Origin of the sequence: Acinetobacter sp. WCHA55 (assembly GCF_002165305.2) — a bacterium.
Taxonomy (GTDB): Bacteria; Pseudomonadota; Gammaproteobacteria; order Pseudomonadales; family Moraxellaceae; genus Acinetobacter.
This window is the reverse complement of sequence record NZ_CP032286.1, coordinates 2,246,465-2,267,417: the sequence shown is the minus strand read 5'-3', so window position 1 is coordinate 2,267,417 and position 20,953 is coordinate 2,246,465. Positions and strand designations below refer to the sequence as shown.

Genomic DNA, 20,953 nt, shown 5'->3' with positions numbered 1-20,953 from the left:
TTTCGCCTAACTGAAATTTATGAAAGGGTGCTTAATGCCCCCTTTTGTTTGTTCATGACTAGCCAGTTTTCATATCCTAAGTAAATATTATTTTTAATGTGTAAAATTGAACAATATTGTTCAATTGTGCGTATCAAAAATGTTCACAAATATACTTCTAGATATACAAGAAAATTGGTTGTTATATTGCGCGATGCCACTTGTTGCAGCAGCAATTGGTTATATAACAAAGCTACTTGCCATCAAAATGATGTTTAGTCCCATAAAGTTTATCGGTATTAAGCCTTATTTGGGTTGGCAAGGCATTGTGCCAAGAAAAGCCGAATATATGGCCAATATTGCCTGTGAAACTTTAACTAAAAATTTAATTAATCCACAAGAAATCTGGGAACGTCTAGATCATCGAGTGTTGTTAAGTGAGTTGGAAAAACCACTTTCAAAAGCAGTTGAAAGTATGACAGAAGAGATTGTCTCGACCTATTATCCGAGTTTATGGCAAGTTCTGCCTAAAACAGTCAAGACCAAATTAACACTGAGAGTTCAACAGCAAGTGCCAACACTGAGTCATCGTATTGTCACTGAGCTTGGAGAAAACCTTGAAACGGTTTTTGACTTGAAGGATATGATCGTTAAAGCCTTAACGACAGACAAACGTGTCATTATTAAAATTTTTAAAGAAACGGGGCGAGAAGAGTTCGCTTTTATTCGTCGAACAGGTATTTATTTTGGATTTATAATTGGTGTTGTACAAGCAATCACATGGGCGCTGACTCATTCACCATGGGTTATGCCTCTATTTGGTAGTTTTGTTGGGTTCTTTTCTGATTGGCTGGCTTTAAAAATGGTTTTTAGACCATTAGAAGAAAAAAAGTTTTTTGGCGTATGGTCGTGGCAAGGTCTTTTTCTTAAACGCCGATTAGAAGTTTGTGAGATCCATGCGCAACTCATTGCGGAAGAGGTACTGACAGTACCTAATCTTGTTGATGCAATCATTTCGGGTCCAGCATCTGACCGATTATTTAATTTAGTTCATCGTTATATTGAAGAAATGATAGATGAACAAGCTGGCTATTTACGTCCTGTTTTGGTGTATAGCATGGGCAGTCAAAATTACATTGAAATGAAAAAACAGATTACACAAAAAATGATAGGGCAGCTCCCAGCGATGACTCAGCATATTGAACCACTCTTAGCGAGCCAGCTTGATATAAAAAATGAGCTATCCAGCAAAATGAAGCTAATGACTTTAGAGCAATTCGAAGGTTTATTAAGACCTGTTTTTCAACAAGATGAAAAAATTCTGATTATCTTAGGCGGTATTTTAGGGTTCTTAGTGGGAGAACTACAGGTTTATATCATGCTACATCATTGATTTGAAATGTAACTCTTTAAGGCTTATTTATAGCAAGGAATCTTAGATAAATAAGCTTTTATTAAATAATAATGAAATGAATTATATGAAGTCATTATTTAGGGTTGATACCTTTTCAAGGATTGGCTGATCTAAATATTTAGCTGTCCGTATCGCATAAAATGGAAGAGCGACGGACAGATGGTTTAAGAGTTGGTGCCTTGCGAAATACGTATAAATTGCTAAGGACATCGCATCTGATGAGTGAGAGAATAGAAAATCCTGTTTTGCCGAAGCCAACAATGAGCGCTTTGGGCAAAACAAGAGGTAGAATATTAAAATTAAGAGCGGTAAGTTCAATCAGATACTAAAATTTATATCCAATTTTCATCATATAACCGACAGCTGTATTATCTTTAAAATCAGCGACTTTAGAGGCTTCTTCAAAACCTGGAATAGAATGCGTTGCAGAGTGGGCTGTTGCATCACCTAACCATACGTATTTAAAACCACCTGCAATAAAATATTGAGGTGTCGGGTTGTATTGCAATCCTAAACCCGCCGCCCAATAACCTTCAACTGGACCTAAAGTTGATGTAGGATTTCCAGCACCGCTATCCCAGCCGCCGTAGACTACACCAGACCACTTATCCGTTAATTTGTGCCCCAAACCAACATTCGCTGAATATTGATCCTTGGAGTAATCAGTTAAGTTGACTCCGTCTGGATAGCCAAACATATTTGTGGTTACGAGTGATGTAATTTTACCAAACTGGTAAGGTCTGACATAAAAGTCACTCCAGTTCACCCAACGTAGATTTGCAAACAATAACGTTCTAGGACTAACACCTGTTTGAAAATCGATATTTACTGATTCTGGTGTAGTTACAGATGATTCACCTTCACCAACTAAGGGTACTAGATTACTAAAAGGTAATGAAAACTCTTCATTTGCATGACCTTTGTGTGTGATTTCAGACCGATAAGTAACGGCCGCTTTTAAAGCTATTTCTGGAATTTGATAGGCAACGCCAGCCATCCATCCTAAGGCATGATCTTCACTGATAGAAACTTTATATCCAGAAGCAATGCTAGAAGTACCTTGAATACTCACATCTCCTTCTAAAGTTTGATAAACAGGGCCTGCATACAAATTCCAATTTTTATTGGGTTGATAGCCCAATATTAACGATAAGTTTTGCGAATCAACTTCAGCTGCAGTATTTCCTTTTACAGAGCTGAAAGCGCCATTTTGCATGGTTGGATATTCTGCTGAAGCACTATAGGGCTGGTCATAAAGCAATCCAAATGAAAAATTTGGTGTCAGTTGTAATTTGAGTGCAGCACTATAAAACTGATCATCTTTGGCGATTTCTCCAGTAGAAAGATCGGTATTTGGAGGTGCTTTATGAGGTCTAACTTTACCTGAAACATCTGGGTCAACCACATACATAGCTGCTTCAAAATAATTGCCATCCTGTAGAAATGGAGTTATGAGTTGACCTGATCGATCTAAACCAGCTGCATATGCAGTCGTGTTTAGCATACACATAGCGAGGGTCGACATTAAAAACTTGTGATTCATGATCATTCCTTGTCAGAGTATTCCTTACTCTGGATTTGTTTGAGTTTTTTATTTCCTATTCATCGAGTTACATCGATAATCTTTTTGTTTATGCTTTTTTCCTTTCGCGATATATCTCCATACATTCTGGGTTTTAGCGTTTGCGCATTCTTTCAGCCATATAAAGTAAAGGTTTCGTCATACTGCGCTTAAATTGTGTCCCCATCGAAACGGTCGAATACTGTTGTAGTTCAGGGATGCTTTGATCTTCATCTATGCGTAAATGTGGAAAGAGTGCCAAGGAGTTGGCGCGAAGCAGGTTTTGCCTTTCTTCATCTGTAAATACAGTGAGCTCATCAAGATTTTGCTTTTGCAAAATAGAGAGCTGTTTCGGGGCAAATGGAAAGTCGCTACCAAATAAAATATGAGATGGATCGACGAGCTGTTTTAATGCTGCCATTGCATATGGGGAAGACGAGAGTGCAGTATCGAAATAAAAACGCTGAATATAATGTAAAAATCCTTGAGGGGTTTTTTCAGTAAGTTCAGGCATCAGATTGCACAGAGATACTCGCCATGCAACATAAGGTAAGAAACCTCCTGCATGTGCTAATATCCAGTTGATATTTGGATATTTTTCAATGACACCTGTCGTAATCAAATTGACTGCTGCACGTGTGGTATCACATAAAAACTCAAGAATAAAACCGGGTGTGTTGAGCTGTAATTCTTCGCTGGTTTGATGCATGTTCGGGTGAACGAAGACAGTAGCATGGCGTTGGTTTAACACTTGCATCAGTTCATCTAAGGAGTCATCGCCTAAGAAAATGCCTTGCGTGCTGCCTAATAGAACAATACCTTCAGCTTTCAAAATATCTAAAGCATATTCAGCCTCACGACATGATTCAGCTGTAAAAGGCATTGGTAGAACCGCGAATGAACCGAAGCGTCCAGTATGCTTTTGCTTAATTTCAGCAGAAAACTCATTACAGGCACGCGCTAAATCACAGGCTTCTTGCAAATCTCCAAAATAAACCCCCGGGGCAGATAGAGAGGTGATGGCAGTCTGAGTTCCAATTAAGTCCATGGCTTCTAAAGAACGTTCGGCATTCCATGGCGGTAAAGGGGCACCTGCAACTTCAGTGATGTTATATTTTTCCATCACCTTCAAAAAAGCGGGTGGAATAAGATGATGATGTACATCAATATTAAAATTTTGCATAACTTACTCTTTCTATAAATCTTGGATGTGGTGGGATTGTTGACCAAGATGGACTTTTCCATCTGAGCTTTGAATCATGAGTTCAAGGGTGTCACCATGATTTAAGTAACGTCCATTGTTTTTTTGCATTTGAATAAATAGCTGCCATTTCTTTTGTTCAGGTAGGAGCCCCGTTGCTTTAACGAGCCATGGCGCAGGTAATGAAAGTGCACAGCCAGAAGGTGTGCCAGTCATAATCACATCGCCCGCTTCGAAATTAACAATTTCAGACATTTCTGTGAGCGTTTCGGTGGGTTTGAACACCATATTCGCTGTGGAATCTTGCTGTCGAACCTGTTGGTTTACTTTCAGTGTTAGTTTGAGATCGTCTAAATAATGCATTTCCTCTGCTTCAAGCAGACACAGCACAGGTCCTAATGGACAGAAAGTTCGGTAACTTTTACCTTTAAAAAACTGTGTTTGTGGGATTTGAATATCACGGGCTGAAATATCGTTACCCATACAGATCCCTGCAACATATTCATACAAATTGTTTTGCGTAACGTTTACTGTTTCATGAATTGCTTTTTTTAAGATCAAACACAGTTCAATTTCATAATCCAATAGTTGTACATGCTTTGGCTTTTGAATGACGCCAGTTGGGCTATGAATTGAAGCACTAGATTTGGTAAAGAACATGTTGAATTTTTTATCATCAGGGTTCATGCCTGAATCGATCATATGCTGACGATAATTTGCGCCTTGGCAAATAATTTTGGCATCAGAAGTGATTGGACTGAGCACTTCCACTTCATCTATTGAGAACTGGGCTGTTTTACTTTTTGCTTTCAATAATTCTTGAATACCAAGTGATATTAGCGCTTTGGTAGTTATGTATTCTGATGTAAGCGATAAAGGGTAAACTTTACTTTTTTCTATAACTCCCCAAAAAATCTGATCATTTCTGGTGAAGCGAAGGATGTGGATTGCCATATCTCATCTTCAACTTTCAATATATTGAACACTACTGTACAAAAACATACCAAATAGTTCAATTGGAAAATATAAGAAATATTAAAAATAATTATTGCAAAATTGAACATCATTGTTCAATATGGTTTTAAGTTGTACATATAATAGAGCTAGAAATGGGTCAGAAAATTGAGATTAAAGGCTTAAAAAGTACTTTTGTTGAATTTGATAATCGCAAGATTTTCTTAAGTGAAATAGGTGAAGGCTTTCCTGTATTGTTATTACATGGTGGCGGTGCTGGTGCAACTGGGCTTTCAAACTATTCCAGAAATATAGAAGCATTAGCAAAACACTTCCGTGTATTGGTTCCAGACATGCAAGGTTATGGTCAATCTAGTAAGGGGGTAAAACGAAGTGATCCGTTTGGTGATCTTGCTGATGTGATGTTAGGCCTACTCGACAAATTAGAGATACCTAAAGTACATGCGGTGGGTAATTCATATGGTGGGGCCTGTGGTTTGCGCATGGCGCTAGACCGTCCTGAGCGTGTTCAGAGTTTAGTCCTTATGGGACCGGGCGGAGTAAATACAACACGTGGTTTACCTACAAAAGGGATTAACCAGCTTTTAAGTTATTACGCCGATGGTGGGCCTACGCGTGAAAAGTTACGTACTTTTATTCGTGAATACTTGGTTTATGATGGCAGTCAGGTTTCTGAAGAGCTCATAGAGTTACGTTATCAAGCTAGCATTGATCCAGAAGTCATCGCTTCACCACCATTACAACGTCCCAATAGTCTAAAAGCTGCTATTCGTATGGATTTTAGCCGAGATCCACGTTTAAAACGCTGTAATACCCCAACCTTAGTCGTTTGGGGAGCGGACGACAAAGTCAATCGTCCAAGTGGTGCGGAAACATTACAAAAAACCATGAAGAATTGTGATGTGTATTTATTTGCACAAACAGGGCATTGGGTACAGTGGGAACGTGCTGAGCACTTTAATGCAATCACCACAAGCTTTATGCAACAACATACGCCTGCATGATGAGGTGAAAAATGTCGACATTTCAATATGAAAATATTTTTGGACAGATCAAACTCGGTTATGTGATTGCACAATCGCAGAAATTTGATGAGTGGATCAGTTTTATGCAGAAGTGCCTTGGTTTGCATTTGGCAGAATATACTGAACAGCAACTGAGTTTCCGCATTGATGATTATCAAAAGCGTTTTATCGTACAACGTGGCGATGCTGAAGATGTTACACACATTGGTTTTCAAGTGGAAAATCAGCAGGTTTTAGATCAAATATTGGGACGTTTTGATTTTCGAGGTATTCAATACACTCAAGGATCTGTTGAGGATGCTGGTAATAGAGGTGTGAAATCTTTTTGGGCTTTAAAAGGTCCTAAAGAAATTCAAGTCGAACTTTTCATTGAAGAGGTGCGAGTCGATCAACCACTCAATATGTTAGCAAGTGGTTTTTACACTGCTGATAGTGGCATGGGACATGTCGCAATCACCTCTAGAAAACCTGAAAAGATGATCCGTTTTTGGCAAGAATTCTTTGATGCACGACTAACAGATACCATTGAACAAAAGATCAATGGGGTGACCTTGGATGTTACTTTTTTAAGATTAAATGAACGTCATCATTCGATAGCGGTTGCTGAAACACGTGGTGTGCATCTCGATCCAATTCGCACGGCAATTCAACACATGAATTTACAAGTTTTAGACTTGGAAGATGTGACGATGGCATATCAACGTTGTAAAGATCATGGTTTTCCCGTGGCGTGGGAAGTTGGGCAACACACCAATGACCGTGAAGTGTCTTTCTATGTGGCAAGTCCATCGGGTTTTGAAATTGAATTGGGTTGGGCACCGATTAAGATTGATGAAGGAACGTGGCAACCTGTCAAACATACATCGATTAGCGTATGGGGGCATCATCCTAAACCTCCGACAAAGATGCATAAATTCGTCCATGAATTCGGTCAAATCAGTCAAAGCATTAAAAAGCTACGACATGATGAATATTCACCGATTGATTAGCTAAATGTATTACCACTAAATCAATCATTTACAGTCATTCAATTAAAGCCATTCAACGCCAAGTTTTAAAAAGTAATCGAAAGGTTACTTAGGGTTTTGCACCCTTAAAAAAGGATAAGTGAAGATGAAAGCAGCTAAATCGCAGTCAATAAAACAGCAAAATCAACCCTTGCCAAATCAAGCAGATGTAGTGATTGCAGGACTGGGTCCAACAGGACTGGTACTTGCACATGTATTGGGAAAACGTGGGCATCAAGTCGTGGTACTGGAACGTGAGCCAGTGTTCTATGGAAATGCGCGTGCTGTTTATACCGATGACGAATGTATGCGAATTTTCCAATCCATCGATATGGCAGAAGAACTACAAAAAGATATGTTGCTGGAAACCCCAGTACAGCTGACTCGTCCTGATGGTACTGTTATCGCGCTATATAAGCCGTTGAAGCGCCCATTTGGTTGGCCAGTTGTTAATTTCTTTTACCAGCCCTATCTGGAAACGTCACTCACTAATGGCTTAACCAAATACCCTAATGTCAAAATTATTCGTGGTCGAGAATTGATTAATTTTGAACAAGATCAAGAGGGGGTGTCAGTCACTCACCAAGCAACGCAAGTGTATCGTTTTAGTGATGAAACAGATGCTAAAGCTTCGGCTCAGAGCGATGTGGATATTCAAACTATTCAAGCCCGTTATCTTGTTGGTGCAGATGGTGGGCGCAGTACGGTACGTGCAAAACTCGGCATTGAAATGACGGGTAAAAATTTCCCAGAGCCATGGCTTGTGGTTGATCTGAAGCAAAAAGATTTGAATAAAGGCTTGCGTCATCTCCCTTATTTTAACTTTGTGGTTGATCCTGAGCTTCCTGTTGTCAGTTGTGTGCAGCCTGATGGATTTCATCGCTTTGAGTTTATGTTGAAAAAAGGGCAGACCAAAGAATATATGGAGCAAGATGATACGGTTCGTATGCTTCTTTCAAAATATGTTGACCCTGACCAGTTCGAAGTAAAACGTAAATTGGTCTATACATTCAATGCTTTAGTCGCGAATCAATGGCGTGATCGCCGTGTGCTATTGGCAGGTGATGCAGCGCATATGACACCTCAATTTATGGGGCAAGGGGCAAGTTCAGGTGTACGAGATGCTGCTAATTTAGGTTGGAAACTGAGAGCAGTACTTGAAGGTAAAGCCGGGGAAAAGGTTTTAGATAGTTATGAATCTGAACGCCGTGATCATGCAAAATCAATGATTAAGGGTTCGGTGCTATTAAAAGATTTGGTATCTATGACCAGTCCTGTCGGAAGTGCGATTCGTGATATTACGATAAAAAGTATTCTATCTACACCGAAATTAAAGGACTGGGCACAAGAAGGTGGTTTTAAACCAAAACCTGTTTATACCAAAGGGCATTATTTGGGCTTGGAGCGTAAACATCGCTTAAGCCCTGAAGGCTGTTTATCTCCACAACCCATGGTACGAACTATAGCTGGCAAAAGAATCTTGCTTGATCAGCTTACAGGTGAAGACTATGCGTTAATCGGTTTAGCGTGCGATCCATCTGTTTATTTATCACAAAGTAGCAAACAGATCCTTGAAAATTTGGGGTGTAAATTTATTACGCTTTATTCCTATGCAAGTCGTCCGCAAGGCGATGTCATACGTGACTTTAATTCAGACTTGGTCGAAGTTGAAGATATTGATGGGCACATGGTGGATTGGTTTAAGAAAGCTTGTCACTTAGAGCAGCCTGTTGCATTACTGAGACCAGATAAATTTAACTTTGCTGTAACTGCAAATACTGAACTCGATGGTGCTATTCAACAATTAAAATTGCAACTTGATCTCGTAAATGCAAAAGGGATCGTCCGTAGTCAACCGCGTGTTGTTCAAAATAATGAGGCGAATACACATATAACTTCTGCTAAGCAATCTAGCGAAGGAGCAGACTATGACACGACAACAAAATGATCGTTTTTTTGCTGCAGCGACAGCATTACGTGAAGCACGGCAACAGCGTAAGGGCATCGATAAGGTATCTGTAACCCATGATATTCAGGGTCTAGATGAAGCCTATGCCGTCGCACAGATAAATACTGATTTTAAGTTGGCTCAAGGTGCGCGAATTGTCGGAAAAAAAGTGGGTTTAACCTCTAAAGCTGTACAGCAACAACTCGGCGTAGATCAACCTGACTTTGGCATTTTGTTTGAAGATATGATGGTTTTGGAAGGGGAACCAGTCAAAGTAAGTCAATTAATTCAACCCAAAGCAGAGGCAGAAATTGCATTTGTACTTCAAGCTGATATTTCGGATGTAATTCCCACATGGGGGGAATTCCTGGCCAAAGTTGCCTATGCCTTACCAGCGTTAGAAATTGTTGATAGTGCAATTCATGATTGGAAAATAAGTTTAGAAGATACCGTTGCTGATAATGCTTCATGCGGATTATTTGTACTAGGTCAGCAACCGATTGCGATTGACAGATTTGACCTTTCTAAACTGGCGATGCGTATGGAGAAAAATGGTGAAGTCGTCTCCCTAGGTTCTGGTGCAGCATGTCTTGGACATCCACTCCGTGCGGCTTGGTGGCTTGCCAAAACGATGGTTGAACGTAGCATTTCTTTAAAAGCGGGTGAAATCATTCTATCTGGAGCCTTAGGGCCAATGGTGAATGTACAGGCTGGTGATGTCCTTCATGTGGATATTGGTGGGTTGGGCTCATTCTCCTGTTCTATGCAATAGCCTATTTAACGAATTATAAGCATTTAACACATTTAAAAGAGAAATTGCCATGAACAAAATTAAGGCTGCCATTATAGGAAGTGGCAACATCGGCAGTGATTTGATGATCAAACTGTTGAAATATGGTCAATATATTGAAATTGCAGCAATGGTGGGTATCGACCCAGAGTCTGATGGTTTGGCTCGTGCAAATCGTATGGGCGTAGCAATTACAGCACAAGGCGTTCAGGGGCTTATAGAGCTTCCTGAATTTCAAGAGATCGATATCGTTTTTGATGCGACTTCGGCAGGTGCACATGTCAAAAATGAAGCTTTGCTTCGTGCATATAAGCCAAATATTCGTTTAATTGATCTGACGCCAGCCGCGATAGGACCATATTGCGTGCCTGTAGTGAATTTGGATAAAAATATTGAGGCACTCAACGTCAATATGGTGACCTGTGGTGGTCAGGCAACAATTCCTATTGTAGCCGCAGTTTCTCAAGTGATTCAGGTTCATTATGCAGAAATAATTGCTTCTATATCGAGTAAATCAGCTGGTCCGGGTACACGCGCAAATATTGATGAATTTACCGAAACTACATCAAAAGCACTGGAAACAGTTGGTGGTGCAGCAAAAGGCAAGGCAATTATTGTATTAAACCCAGCCGAACCGCCCCTGTTGATGCGTGATACGGTTTATGTGTTGTCAGAAGTTGCGGATCAGGCTGCAGTTGAACAATCGATTGAGCAGATGGTTGCCCAAGTTCAGCAATATGTTGCGGGTTATCGCTTAAAACAAAATGTCCAGTTCGAGGTTATTCCTGAATCTGCTCCATTAAATATTGCAGGATTAGGGAAATTTTCAGGACTAAAAACCAGTGTGTTTCTAGAGGTTGAAGGTGCAGCACATTATTTACCCGCCTATGCAGGCAATTTGGACATTATGACTTCGGCAGCTTTGGCGACAGGTGAGAAAATTGCACAAGCGCTTCAAGACTCAGTAGGAGTATGAGTATGAATGTTCAAGATAAAAAAATATATATTTCCGATGTGACTTTACGTGATGGGAGTCATGCCGTTCGCCATCAATATTCTATTCAAAATGTGCAAGAGATTGCCAAAGCTTTAGACAACGCAAAAGTAGATAGCATTGAAATCGCCCATGGCGATGGCTTACAAGGCTCAAGTTTTAACTATGGTTTTGCTGCACATACAGATTTAGAATGGATTGAGGCTGCTGCCGATGTATTGACGCATTCTCAAATTGCGACACTGATTTTGCCTGGTATAGGGACGATTCATGATTTAAAAGCTGCTTATAACGCAGGTGCTCGTGTGGTTCGTGTCGCGACGCATTGTACCGAAGCGGATATTTCCAAACAGCACATTGAATATGCTCGTGAATTGGGTATGGATACGGTGGGTTTTTTAATGATGAGTCACTTGACCACACCGCAAGCTTTAGCGGAACAAGGCAAATTAATGGAATCTTATGGTGCTGAATGTATCTATGTCGTTGATTCTGGTGGTGCGATGACCATGCAGGATATCCGTGATCGATTCCGTGCCATGAAAGCTGTATTAAAACCTGAAACGCAAACTGGGATTCATGCTCATCACAATTTAAGTTTAGGTGTAGCAAACTCAATTGCCGCTGTTGAAGAGGGCTGCGACCGTATTGATGCAAGTCTTGCAGGTATGGGTGCTGGCGCAGGCAATGCGCCATTAGAAGTGTTTATCGCAGCGGCTGAGCGTCTCGGTTGGAATCATGGAACTGACCTGTTTACGCTCATGAATGCTGCCGATGAATTGGTTCGCCCATTGCAAGATCGTCCAGTTCGTGTCGATCGTGAAACTTTGGCTCTGGGCTATGCAGGCGTATATTCGAGTTTCTTGAGACATGCAGAAATTGCCGCACAACGTTATGGGTTGAGTACCGTTGATATTTTAGTCGAGTTGGGGCGTCGTCGTATGGTCGGTGGTCAAGAGGACATGATTGTTGATGTTGCTTTAGACCTATTAAAACAGCAACAGGCAGGATAACAGCATGACCCAAATTAAATTAAATGGCAAAGTAGCGCTGGTGACAGGTGCAAACTCAGGGATTGGAGCAGTCACAGCAAGGGAGCTGGCGTTACAAGGTTATCATGTGTTTTTAGCCTGTCGTGATGCAGACAAAGCACAACAAGTGATTAATGCAATTGATCAACAGAGTCGAGGACAAGCAAAAGCAGAGTTTATCCCTTTAGATTTAGCAAGTCTGGACTCTATTCGCGCTTGCGCTGCACAGTTTTTAGCAAAGAAGTTACCGCTGAATTTATTAATCTGTAATGCGGGGTTGGCTGGACACAAAGGCATGACGAAATCAGGGTTTGAACTGACTTTCGGGGTCTGTCATGTAGGCCACTTTCTACTGACACAGTTATTGACAGAAAAGTTAATAGAATCCAAGCCTGCACGTGTCGTGGTTGTATCAAGTAAAGCGCATCGTCATGCAAAAGGTATTGATTTTGATGCCGTCATTCGGCCAACAGAAAGTGTGGGAGCGCTTAAGGAGTATGCCGTTGCCAAACTTGCGAACGTGCTTTTTGTGAAAGAGTTAGGACGCCGTTTATACGGTACAGGCGTGACTGCTTATGCTGTGCATCCTGGAGTGGTATCAACCAATGTTTGGCGGAGCCTTCCTAAACCTATGGTGAAAGTGCTTTCCCGCTGGATGATAAGCCCAGAAGAGGGTGCACAGGCCACACTATATTGTGCAACCCAACCTCAATTATCGGGTGAAACGGGTATGTATTATGACAATTGTAAAGTCACTGCATCATCCCTGACTGCTCAAGATATCCAGCTGGCACGCTTACTATGGGAAAAAAGCTCAGAATGGGTGAAATATTAATGTGACTCGATAAGCATTTCAGTGGATGAGTTCTAGCTTTAAGTCATTGATGACGATCAAAATAAAAGAAGAGTGCGTTTATGCGTAATTTTAAGATTTTAGCAGTTATAACATTGGCAACATTATTGAGTAGTTGCCAACAAGTGAAAGAACAATTTATTCGTAAAGAACTTGCGGATAAGACGGATTACACTTTATTGGATAAAAATAATGGTATTCGAGTCATTCTTTGTGGAACAGGTACACCTCAGAAATATGGAACACGAGGACAGGCATGTACACTGGTTTCGGCAGGTGGCCGATTATTTTTATTTGATGCAGGTGAAAATGCGATGCGAAATTTAGAACATAGCTATATTCCGCTATCTGCTATACAAGATATTTTTATTACGCATTGGCATTCTGACCACTTTAATGGTCTAGGTGCCTTGATAAATCATAGCTGGGTTTGGGGACGTGATAAACCTGTACGTGTGCATGCACCAGGTAAAGTTGATGAAGTCATGCATGGATTTGCTCAAGTGTATGCACAGGATGCATATTATCGAAATACACATTTTGTGAGCGCTCCAGAAGTTGCATTTGGTGTCGCTCAGCCGTTTTCTATTCCAGCTTCCGAAGAAGCGATCCGTGTCTATGATGAGGGCGGAGTAACGATTGATGCTTATAAAGTTGCACATGAACCCGTAGAACCTGCCGTCGGCTACTTGCTCAGCTATGCAGGGAAAAAAGTTTTTATCAGTGGTGATACTAAAATTAGCCCACGATACTTTAAAGCTTTGGAAAATACTGATCTTGTTGTTCATGAAGCCATAAATAGCCATTTAATCACTGATGCGGCAAAGGTTGCAAAAGAAATGGGGCGGGATAAGGATGCTAATTTGATGACACATGTGATTGAATATCATGCAGATACGATTGATTTAGCAAAAGTAGCACAAGAACATCATGTCAAACATTTGGTACTTACACACTTAACCCCCGATCCAAAAAACTTCATTAGCCGTATTTTATTTAAGCATGGGATGAGTGACTATTATGATGGTGAAATTACACTCGCAGAAGATGGCACTGAAATTACTTTACCCTAATAAATAGAAAAGACGGATAGTTTATATTGATCAGGATCGGTTGAACTGATTCTGATCTGAGAAAATAATTCAATATTGTGAGATAACTTGATTCTGTTTGACTTTATTGCAATAGATGAAAACGTGACAGCAGTTGAATATCGGTTGAATAAAATTAGAAAAATAGTTTAAAAATAAGTATTATTGTTCAAAACTGAATAAGTTGTTCAAAAAAGGGAACGATGTGCGATTATCTTCATCTCAACAAAGACTTCATAAAGCAGCACTTAAGCTTTTTGCTGAAAGAGGCTCTACCAATATTAGTGTGAGTGAGCTTGCCGATGCGGCAGGAGTGGCACGGGGTACAATTTATAATAATGGTTTAAACCCAGAGACACTTTTTGAAGATATTGCGACATTACTGGCAACAGAAATGAACGCCAGAGTGATTGAAACCCTTAAAAATGAAGAAGATTATGCAGTTCGGCTTGCTCAAGGTATACGTATGTATCTTAGACGTGCACATGATGAGCCTGACTGGGGACGTTTTATTTGTAAATTCGCCTTTAGTGCAAAATCAATGATGGGCTTATGGACAGGAAGTGATTCCCCCTTACCTGATGTGATTCATGGTCTTGAAAATGGTCGATATCAATTTAGACAAGAACAATTGATGTCTGTGTTAGCTGTGATTGCTGGCAGTGTTTTAAGCTCAATTTTTTTGGTGCTCGAAGGTTATAAAACTTGGCGTGATAGTGGGTCGGATGTTGCAGAATTACTTTTGATTTCTCTAGGGATGGATGCTAAAGAAGCGTATCAAATCGCGCGATCAGATTTACCAGCTTTAAAAGAATTGTGATGAAAGCTTGTTAGTTTGCTGTGGATGATTTGGATTTTAAATATTCATGTAGCACGAGTATTATGTAATCGAATTTTTAAAGGTTCATCAAGCAACTATAGTTTACTTAATTGTATTAGTTCAGACTTGATCGTACATTCTTCTTGCAAAAGAGAAAGTTACCCGTTTTGATAAAGGTGTCGAAATCTTAATCAAACAAAGGTAACTTTCTTATGTTGCATACGGCTTTGTTGCATAAAGATTTTAAAGATAGAGCTTTCCTAAGTTGCTCATATTTAAGTGACAACTTGGGTATGAGGTCGGCCTAATTCTGTAAATTTATTTAACACGGCTATACGTGCATGGATCTCATTCACTTGGCTTTGAAAGTTTCTTGAATGTAGTCTATCGCCCAGTAATTTGATGCAATGCATCTTGGTTTCGACCAAACTACGCCGATGATAACCAGACCACTTTTTCCAAAGCGTTCTTCCTAGACGTTTGACTGTTTTCAATAATTCATTTCTCTCTAAAGATCCCAATTTCTTATCTTTCCATGGCCTTGCATTTTTTCTTGGAGGAATTATGGCATGTGCATGACGATCTGAAATCACTTGTCTGCACAATTTCGTGTCATATGCTCCATCCGTATAGACAGAATCAATACGTTCATCAGATGGGATTTGATTCAGCAGAACATCCAAGACTTGTGAATCACTGACATGATTTGTTGTGAGCTGTACAGCTCGTATTTGCAAGGTTTTAGCATCTATACCAATATGCAGTTTACGCCATTGCCGACGATATTCAGGCTGATGTTTCTTGCGTTTCCATTCTCCTTCGCCTAAAAACTTAAGGCCAGTTGAGTCTATCAATAGATGTAATCCTTCATGACTTTTTTGATAGCTGATCGCAATATCAATCTGCTTTTGTCGTCGGCAAAGTGTGGAATACGAATATCACTGATATTCGGTGCTGTCCAACTTAACCCACTGAGTTGAATTAGGCTTTGTACAAAGCCTGTGACCATACGCAAAGAAAGTCGAAAGATAGATTTGATCATCAAACAGCACTGAATTGCTGTATCAGAATAAGTTTGATTTCTTCCATGCTTAGCTTGTGGCTGAGCATACCATTGAGTCTGAGGATCAAACCAAATTGAAATATTTCCTCGCTTGATTAGAGCTTGGTTATAAGAGGACCAATTCGTTGTGCGATAAATTTTAGATGCAGGCTTCTTCATTTGGAAATTATATTGATGAAGAAGCCTTTAAGAATAGCTTTGTGCAACAAAGCCGATTTATGTGAATTTGAATAAACAGGTTGAGAAGTGTGTTTTACTGTGAGTTATTGTTATTTATGAAAATAAAGCACTCCGATGATGCCGCTGCATGTGTCGTTACCCTGAACCCGATGAGTTCAAGGTGGACGCGACGTATACTTGCTGGGTTTCCCACATGAAAGTGGGCATACACTCTAAATATACAGAACACATCCATAAGTTTAAGTATCGGCAGGGGAATAGACCCGCTGGCGAACACCTCAGAGTTGCCTTAAGTATAACGAATCTCACGCTTATCGCAACTCATACACCGCTACGAACTGTAAACAACTAGGGTAAGTGTTGATACTTTATTCAATTAAGTCGAGTTTAAACAAGTTCCGCAACGTCATCGATGATATTTGCCAGTAATCGTTCTGCATGTGCATATTCTTGTAGCGTTTTATTCATAGACAGAACTTCTTGCATTAACTCAAGCGCCACCATAATGATGATTTTACTAGGTTCTACACGTGGTGCTTTACGACGAAATTCATCATATTTATCATTTAAAAGTAACGCTGCACGTTCAAGGTCAGCTTTCTCTTTTTCTGTTGTGACTAAACGAAAACTATGACCTAAGACACGTAATTCAACAGTAATTTGTTCACTCATGATTAAACTTCCTCACCAGCTTCTGTCGGATGGGCAAGTTGCTGAATTTCTTGCGCGTGATGGTCTTGCTCTGTACCTAAAATAGCTAAACGTTGGATGATGGCTTCGACTTTAGCTTTGGCATGTTCATTTTTTTGTAACAATCTTTCACGTTCTTTCTGAAGTGCTTGGATTTCTTGCTGAGCTTGACGCTGATCATTGTTCATTTTTTCTTTAATTGCACGTAATTCATTACGTTCAGCCAAGATTTCCTGAAAGCGATTTTTTAAATCCGTACAACTTTTTTCCAAACGGCTATAACGATCGGCCAAGGCAGTCGCATCAGTATTCAAGTGTTGATATTGGGTCTGAGCGTTGCTTAATTGCTCAGTTAAATCATCAATTTGTTCTTGTTTCTGGGTAATTAAGCCATTTTTTTGCACAACTTGAGAACGGTGCTGTTCTTCAGCATCCCGTTTGGCTGCATTTAAAGTGCTATTTTCACTTTCAAAATGAGCAAGTCGCGTTTTTAAAACGCCAATATGCGCCTGTAGACGCTGTAATTCTTCTAACATATCGTGGTCGCACAGTACTGCAAACAAAGGTAATATATAAGAAGTATAGAGATTGGATAAACGAATGCAAGACGATATTTCAGGTTGGTCAGAATGGCAGCCAAATTTTTCTAAAATTGAAGAGATTTCTAGCCCAAGTGAGTTACATGGTTTACTCACAGGTATCATTTGTGTAACTCAGGCGCCTAGCCGTGAAGAGTGGCAACATATCTTAGCGACTTTAGAGATTCCAGAGTTAAGCGAAGAAGCTTTAGCTTTGTTAGCCGATGAAGCTGAGGATGTCGCACATGCACTTTCTGAAGACGAATTGGACTATTTACCATTACTTCCCGATGACACTCATACACTCGCAGAGCGTGTACAAGCTTTGGCGGATTGGTGCGCAGGCGTAGTGTTAGGCTTTGGTTTGGCGTCAGGTCATATTCGTCCAGATGAAATGGAACTGATCGAACATTTACAAGATGTGGCAGCAGTTGAGTTTGAAGAAACTGATGACGATGAAGAAGGTGAGGAGAGCTATCAAGAGTTATATGAGTTTGTTCGTTTAATTCCTGTGAGCTTATCTGTCGGTCGCAAAAAGATTGCGGTAGAGGAAAGTTCTCTGCTTAAACACTTTCATAATAAGCAACAAATCGATCGTTCTGTAACAGAAGCGAACAATGTTGTAGAAATGTTTACACCGCATCGCCCAAGCTAATTGGCATAAGACTTGCTGCGCGTACAAGATAGGGTGCGCGTGGCACTTTTATTCTTTGGTATAAAAAAGACAGATCAAACATGAAACTAACGCAAGTGGATTTTCAGGAACGCCGTGACCGTTTGGCTGAACAAATGGGTCCGAATAGTATTGCCATTATCGCAACTAGCCCGGTGGCGATGCGTAATCGTGATGCAGATTATAAATACCGTACAGATAGTAGCTTTTTTTACCTGACAGGTTTTGCTGAGCCTGAAGCCGTGGCGGTCATTGAAACTTTTGCCGAAGACGATGAAGATGGTTATAGCTACAGTTTGTTCTGCCGTGAACGTGACCGTGAGATGGAAATCTGGAATGGTTATCGTGCAGGTGTAGATGGTGCGGTAGAAGACTATGAAGCTGATGAAGCCTATGCGATAGATTTGTTAGATGAAGAAATCATTGAAAAACTTTTAAGCAAAGAAAAATTATTCTATCGCATTGGGCAACAACCTGAATTTGATGCGCGTGTAGCAAAATGGATCACGACTGCTAACGGTGAGTCACGTCGTGGGACTGCTGCACCTGCGCAAGTCATTCAGCTAGACCGCATTTTAGATGAAATGCGTTTGTTTAAATCAGAACAAGAAATTGCATTGATGCAAACAGCTTCTGATATTTCTGCACAAGCTCATACTCGTGCCATGCAAACCGTTAAGCCAGGCATGATGGAATATGCTCTAGAAGCTGAACTGAATTATGTATTTGGTCAAAATGGCTGCGTGCCGTCGTATAACAGCATTGTTGGTGGTGGTGAAAATGCTTGCATTCTGCACTATGTAGAGAACAATAAAGAGCTAAAAGATGGTGATTTGGTCTTAATCGACGCAGCATGTGAATATGAATACTATGCTTCAGACATTACCCGTACTTTTCCCGTCAACGGAAAGTTCAGCCCTGAGCAAAAAGCACTTTATAATGTAGTCCTTGATGCACAAATTGCTGCAATTGATGCAGTGCGTATAGGAAACTCGTATAAAGAACCACATAATGTTGCTGTGCGCATCTTAGTTCAAGGTCTGCTTGATTTGGGCATTATGCAGGGTGATATTGAAGAGATTATCCAAAAGGAAAGTTTCCGTCAGTTCTACATGCACGGGACAGGCCACTGGCTAGGGATGGACGTGCACGATGTGGGTTCATATAAACAAGAAGGTGTGTGGCGTGCCTATGAAGCAGGTATGGTGGTGACAGTTGAACCTGGTTTGTACATTGCGCCTGATGATGAAACCGTGGACGCAAAATGGCGTGGTATCGGTATTCGTATTGAAGATGATGTCGTTGCGACAGCCAATGGTCCACTGGTTTTAACCAAAGCTGTGGTGAAATCAGTTGAAGATATTGAAGCCTTAATGGGGCAGTAAGCGTGATTTAAATTTTAAAAAAGCCGATCATTTGATCGGCTTTTTTATATTTACATTTTGTATTTGAGGTTTTGTTTAAAATATTAAGCCTGTAAATTAGTACCTTATACAGTTTCTACCACTGTTTTTAGCTTCATAAAGATACTTATCTGCAATCCTGAAGACCTCTGATATATCTTTAGAACTTTTTGGCCACTCAGCTATACCTATAGAAACAGTAATGTGTCCTACGTTTTCTATGAATTGTTGTTCTATGGCTTGTCTAAAGCGTTCAGCACTTTGATAGGCCTCATTTTTACTCACGTTTGATATAAGAACAATAAACTCTTCCCCACCATAACGGCAGCACACATCATTTTTTCTAAAATTTTTTTGCATAATCTCCGCAACATATTTTAGAACTAAATCGCCTTGCTCATGACCATATGTATCATTTACTCTTTTAAAAAAGTCTATATCGATAAGTAAAATAGAAAAAATATTGTTCGTACTTATTTTTTTTTCTATTGTGACGGGCTTTGTTGCATAAAGCCCTTAAAGATAGAGCTTTCCTAAGTTGCTCAAATTTAAGTGACAACTTGGGTATGAGGTCGGCCTAATTCTGTAAATCTATTTAAAATGGCTATACGAGCATGTACCTCGTTGACTTGGCTTTGAAAGTTCCTAGCACTGAGTTTATCGCCTAATAATTTGATGCAGTGCATCTTGGTTTCAACCAGACTTCGCTGATGGTAGCCCGACCATTTTTTCCATAGTGTCCTGCCTAAACGTTTAACAGTGCGAAGTAATTCATTTCGCTCTAGCGAATGAACTTTTTTATCTTTCCAAGGCTTGGCATTTTTTCTAGGTGGAATCACTGCATGTGCTTGCCGATCTGCAATGACCTGTCGGCATTGCTTGGTGTCATAAGCGCCATCGGTATATACGGAGTCAATCTGCTCATCCAATGGAATCTGATTGAGTAAATCCCCAAGCACCTGTGAATCACTTACATTGTTGGTCGTGAGCTGAACGGCTCGTATTTGCAGGGTTCTAGCATCTATACCAATATGAAGTTTACACCATTGGCGACGATATTCAGACTGATGCTTTTTACGTTTCCATTCACCTTCGCCCAAAAACTTTAAGCCAGTAGAGTCTACGAGTAGATGAAGCCCATCACTGTTTTTCTGATAACTAATTGCAATATCAATATGCTTTTGTCTTCTACAAAGCGTACTGTAATCTGGTGCTGTCCAATCTAATCCACAAAGTTTAATTAAGCTTTGAACAAAGCCAGTGACCATGCGTAAAGTAAGTCTAAATAGAGATTTGATCATCAAACAGCATTGAATCGCTATGTCGGAGTAGGTTTGACTTCGACCTTGTTTGCCTTGAGGTTCTGCATACCATTGTGTTTTTGGATCGAACCAAATGGCAATATTCCCACGATTAATGAGAGCTCGGTTATATGCGGGCCAATTGGTTGTGCGGTAGATTTTGTGTGTAGGCTTCTTCATTTGGAAATTATATTGCTGAAGAAGCCCTTAAGAACAGCTTTGTGCAACAAAGCCGTGAGATGGTGATTTTACTTTACCTTGATAGTACGTAAAAACATTCATTTCATTATAAAAATGAAACGCTTTCATGTAATATAAAATCCATTAAAACTTATAGGTATTTTGAAGTTTTAGACTTTGAATACGCCATAACAAA

The 20,953-nt window shown here is 40.1% G+C and carries 19 protein-coding genes, 1 other RNA gene and 1 pseudogene; 12 read left to right on the top strand and 9 right to left on the bottom strand.

Going from position 1 to position 20,953, the window contains the following annotated elements; genetic code table 11:
• The first annotated feature begins 193 nt into the window (after window positions 1–193).
• A complete protein-coding gene (locus CDG62_RS13800; protein ID WP_087527249.1) occupies window positions 194–1,372 on the top strand; it encodes a DUF445 domain-containing protein in 1,179 nt (392 codons plus the stop codon).
• A gap of 346 nt (window positions 1,373–1,718) precedes the next feature.
• Here the strand turns inward: CDG62_RS13800 and CDG62_RS13795 are convergent, their stop codons facing one another.
• The 3 genes from CDG62_RS13795 to CDG62_RS13785 form a co-directional block, all read right to left on the bottom strand.
• Window positions 1,719–2,936: an OmpP1/FadL family transporter gene (locus tag CDG62_RS13795; RefSeq protein ID WP_087527250.1), complete on the bottom strand. Its 1,218-nt coding sequence runs from the start codon at window positions 2,934–2,936 to the stop codon at window positions 1,719–1,721.
• Between the two features lie 133 nt (window positions 2,937–3,069).
• Complete coding sequence (locus CDG62_RS13790; RefSeq protein ID WP_087527251.1) at window positions 3,070–4,137, bottom strand: amidohydrolase family protein; 1,068 nt, start codon at window positions 4,135–4,137, stop codon at window positions 3,070–3,072.
• 12 nt (window positions 4,138–4,149) lie between these two features.
• Entirely contained in the window at window positions 4,150–4,968 is an 819-nt protein-coding gene (locus tag CDG62_RS13785; RefSeq protein WP_228254398.1) for a fumarylacetoacetate hydrolase family protein, read from the bottom strand.
• Window positions 4,969–5,264: 296 nt separating this feature from the next.
• On the opposite strand from CDG62_RS13785, the gene CDG62_RS13780 reads away from it, so the two are divergent.
• The 9 genes from CDG62_RS13780 (at window position 5,265) to CDG62_RS13740 (ending at window position 14,689) form a co-directional block, all read left to right on the top strand.
• Entirely contained in the window at window positions 5,265–6,134 is an 870-nt protein-coding gene (locus tag CDG62_RS13780) for an alpha/beta fold hydrolase (protein ID WP_087527253.1), read from the top strand.
• A gap of 11 nt (window positions 6,135–6,145) precedes the next feature.
• Window positions 6,146–7,144, top strand: coding sequence for a VOC family protein (locus CDG62_RS13775; RefSeq protein ID WP_087527254.1), 999 nt, complete (start codon window positions 6,146–6,148; stop codon window positions 7,142–7,144).
• Between the two features lie 124 nt (window positions 7,145–7,268).
• On the top strand, window positions 7,269–9,110 hold the full coding sequence (locus tag CDG62_RS13770; RefSeq protein WP_087527255.1) for a bifunctional 3-(3-hydroxy-phenyl)propionate/3-hydroxycinnamic acid hydroxylase: 1,842 nt from the start codon (window positions 7,269–7,271) through the stop codon (window positions 9,108–9,110).
• The gene (locus CDG62_RS13765; protein WP_087527256.1) at window positions 9,091–9,882 is read left to right on the top strand and encodes a 2-keto-4-pentenoate hydratase; all 792 of its coding nucleotides are present in this window, start codon (window positions 9,091–9,093) and stop codon (window positions 9,880–9,882) included. Before CDG62_RS13770 ends, CDG62_RS13765 begins: the two co-directional genes overlap by 20 nt.
• Window positions 9,883–9,931: 49 nt before the next feature.
• Window positions 9,932–10,876: an acetaldehyde dehydrogenase (acetylating) gene (locus CDG62_RS13760; protein ID WP_087527257.1), complete on the top strand. Its 945-nt coding sequence runs from the start codon at window positions 9,932–9,934 to the stop codon at window positions 10,874–10,876.
• Window positions 10,877–10,878: 2 nt separating this feature from the next.
• Window positions 10,879–11,907, top strand: a complete 1,029-nt coding sequence (dmpG, locus tag CDG62_RS13755) for a 4-hydroxy-2-oxovalerate aldolase (RefSeq protein ID WP_228254397.1) — start codon at window positions 10,879–10,881, stop codon at window positions 11,905–11,907.
• Window positions 11,908–11,911: 4 nt separating this feature from the next.
• Window positions 11,912–12,760 (top strand): SDR family oxidoreductase, encoded by an 849-nt coding sequence (locus CDG62_RS13750; RefSeq protein WP_087527259.1) that lies wholly within the window; start codon window positions 11,912–11,914, stop codon window positions 12,758–12,760.
• 80 nt (window positions 12,761–12,840) lie between these two features.
• The gene (locus CDG62_RS13745) at window positions 12,841–13,851 is read left to right on the top strand and encodes an MBL fold metallo-hydrolase (RefSeq protein WP_087527260.1); all 1,011 of its coding nucleotides are present in this window, start codon (window positions 12,841–12,843) and stop codon (window positions 13,849–13,851) included.
• Between the two features lie 223 nt (window positions 13,852–14,074).
• The gene (locus CDG62_RS13740; RefSeq protein WP_087527261.1) at window positions 14,075–14,689 is read left to right on the top strand and encodes a TetR/AcrR family transcriptional regulator; all 615 of its coding nucleotides are present in this window, start codon (window positions 14,075–14,077) and stop codon (window positions 14,687–14,689) included.
• Window positions 14,690–14,964: 275 nt separating this feature from the next.
• Here the strand turns inward: CDG62_RS13740 and CDG62_RS13735 are convergent.
• From CDG62_RS13735 to CDG62_RS13720, 4 genes and pseudogenes are all read right to left on the bottom strand, one after another.
• Window positions 14,965–15,911, bottom strand: a pseudogene (locus CDG62_RS13735) (IS5 family transposase).
• Window positions 15,912–16,037: 126 nt separating this feature from the next.
• Window positions 16,038–16,220, bottom strand: a non-coding RNA gene (gene ssrS, locus CDG62_RS13730) — 6S RNA.
• A gap of 99 nt (window positions 16,221–16,319) precedes the next feature.
• Window positions 16,320–16,604, bottom strand: a complete 285-nt coding sequence (locus tag CDG62_RS13725; protein WP_087528913.1) for a cell division protein ZapA — start codon at window positions 16,602–16,604, stop codon at window positions 16,320–16,322.
• A 2-nt stretch (window positions 16,605–16,606) separates the two neighbouring features.
• Window positions 16,607–17,158, bottom strand: a complete 552-nt coding sequence (locus CDG62_RS13720; RefSeq protein WP_087528912.1) for a hypothetical protein — start codon at window positions 17,156–17,158, stop codon at window positions 16,607–16,609.
• Between the two features lie 64 nt (window positions 17,159–17,222).
• Here CDG62_RS13720 and CDG62_RS13715 point away from each other — a divergent pair, with 64 nt between their 5' ends.
• Entirely contained in the window at window positions 17,223–17,855 is a 633-nt protein-coding gene (locus CDG62_RS13715) for a UPF0149 family protein (RefSeq protein WP_087528911.1), read from the top strand.
• Between the two features lie 80 nt (window positions 17,856–17,935).
• On the top strand, window positions 17,936–19,258 hold the full coding sequence (gene pepP, locus CDG62_RS13710; RefSeq protein WP_087528910.1) for a Xaa-Pro aminopeptidase: 1,323 nt from the start codon (window positions 17,936–17,938) through the stop codon (window positions 19,256–19,258).
• Window positions 19,259–19,354: 96 nt separating this feature from the next.
• On the opposite strand, the gene CDG62_RS13705 is transcribed toward pepP, so the two are convergent.
• The gene (locus CDG62_RS13705) at window positions 19,355–19,714 is read right to left on the bottom strand and encodes a GGDEF domain-containing protein (protein ID WP_265936537.1); all 360 of its coding nucleotides are present in this window, start codon (window positions 19,712–19,714) and stop codon (window positions 19,355–19,357) included.
• Window positions 19,715–19,824: 110 nt separating this feature from the next.
• The gene (locus CDG62_RS13700) at window positions 19,825–20,757 is read right to left on the bottom strand and encodes an IS5 family transposase (RefSeq protein ID WP_087528927.1); all 933 of its coding nucleotides are present in this window, start codon (window positions 20,755–20,757) and stop codon (window positions 19,825–19,827) included.
• Window positions 20,758–20,953: the final 196 nt, after the last annotated feature.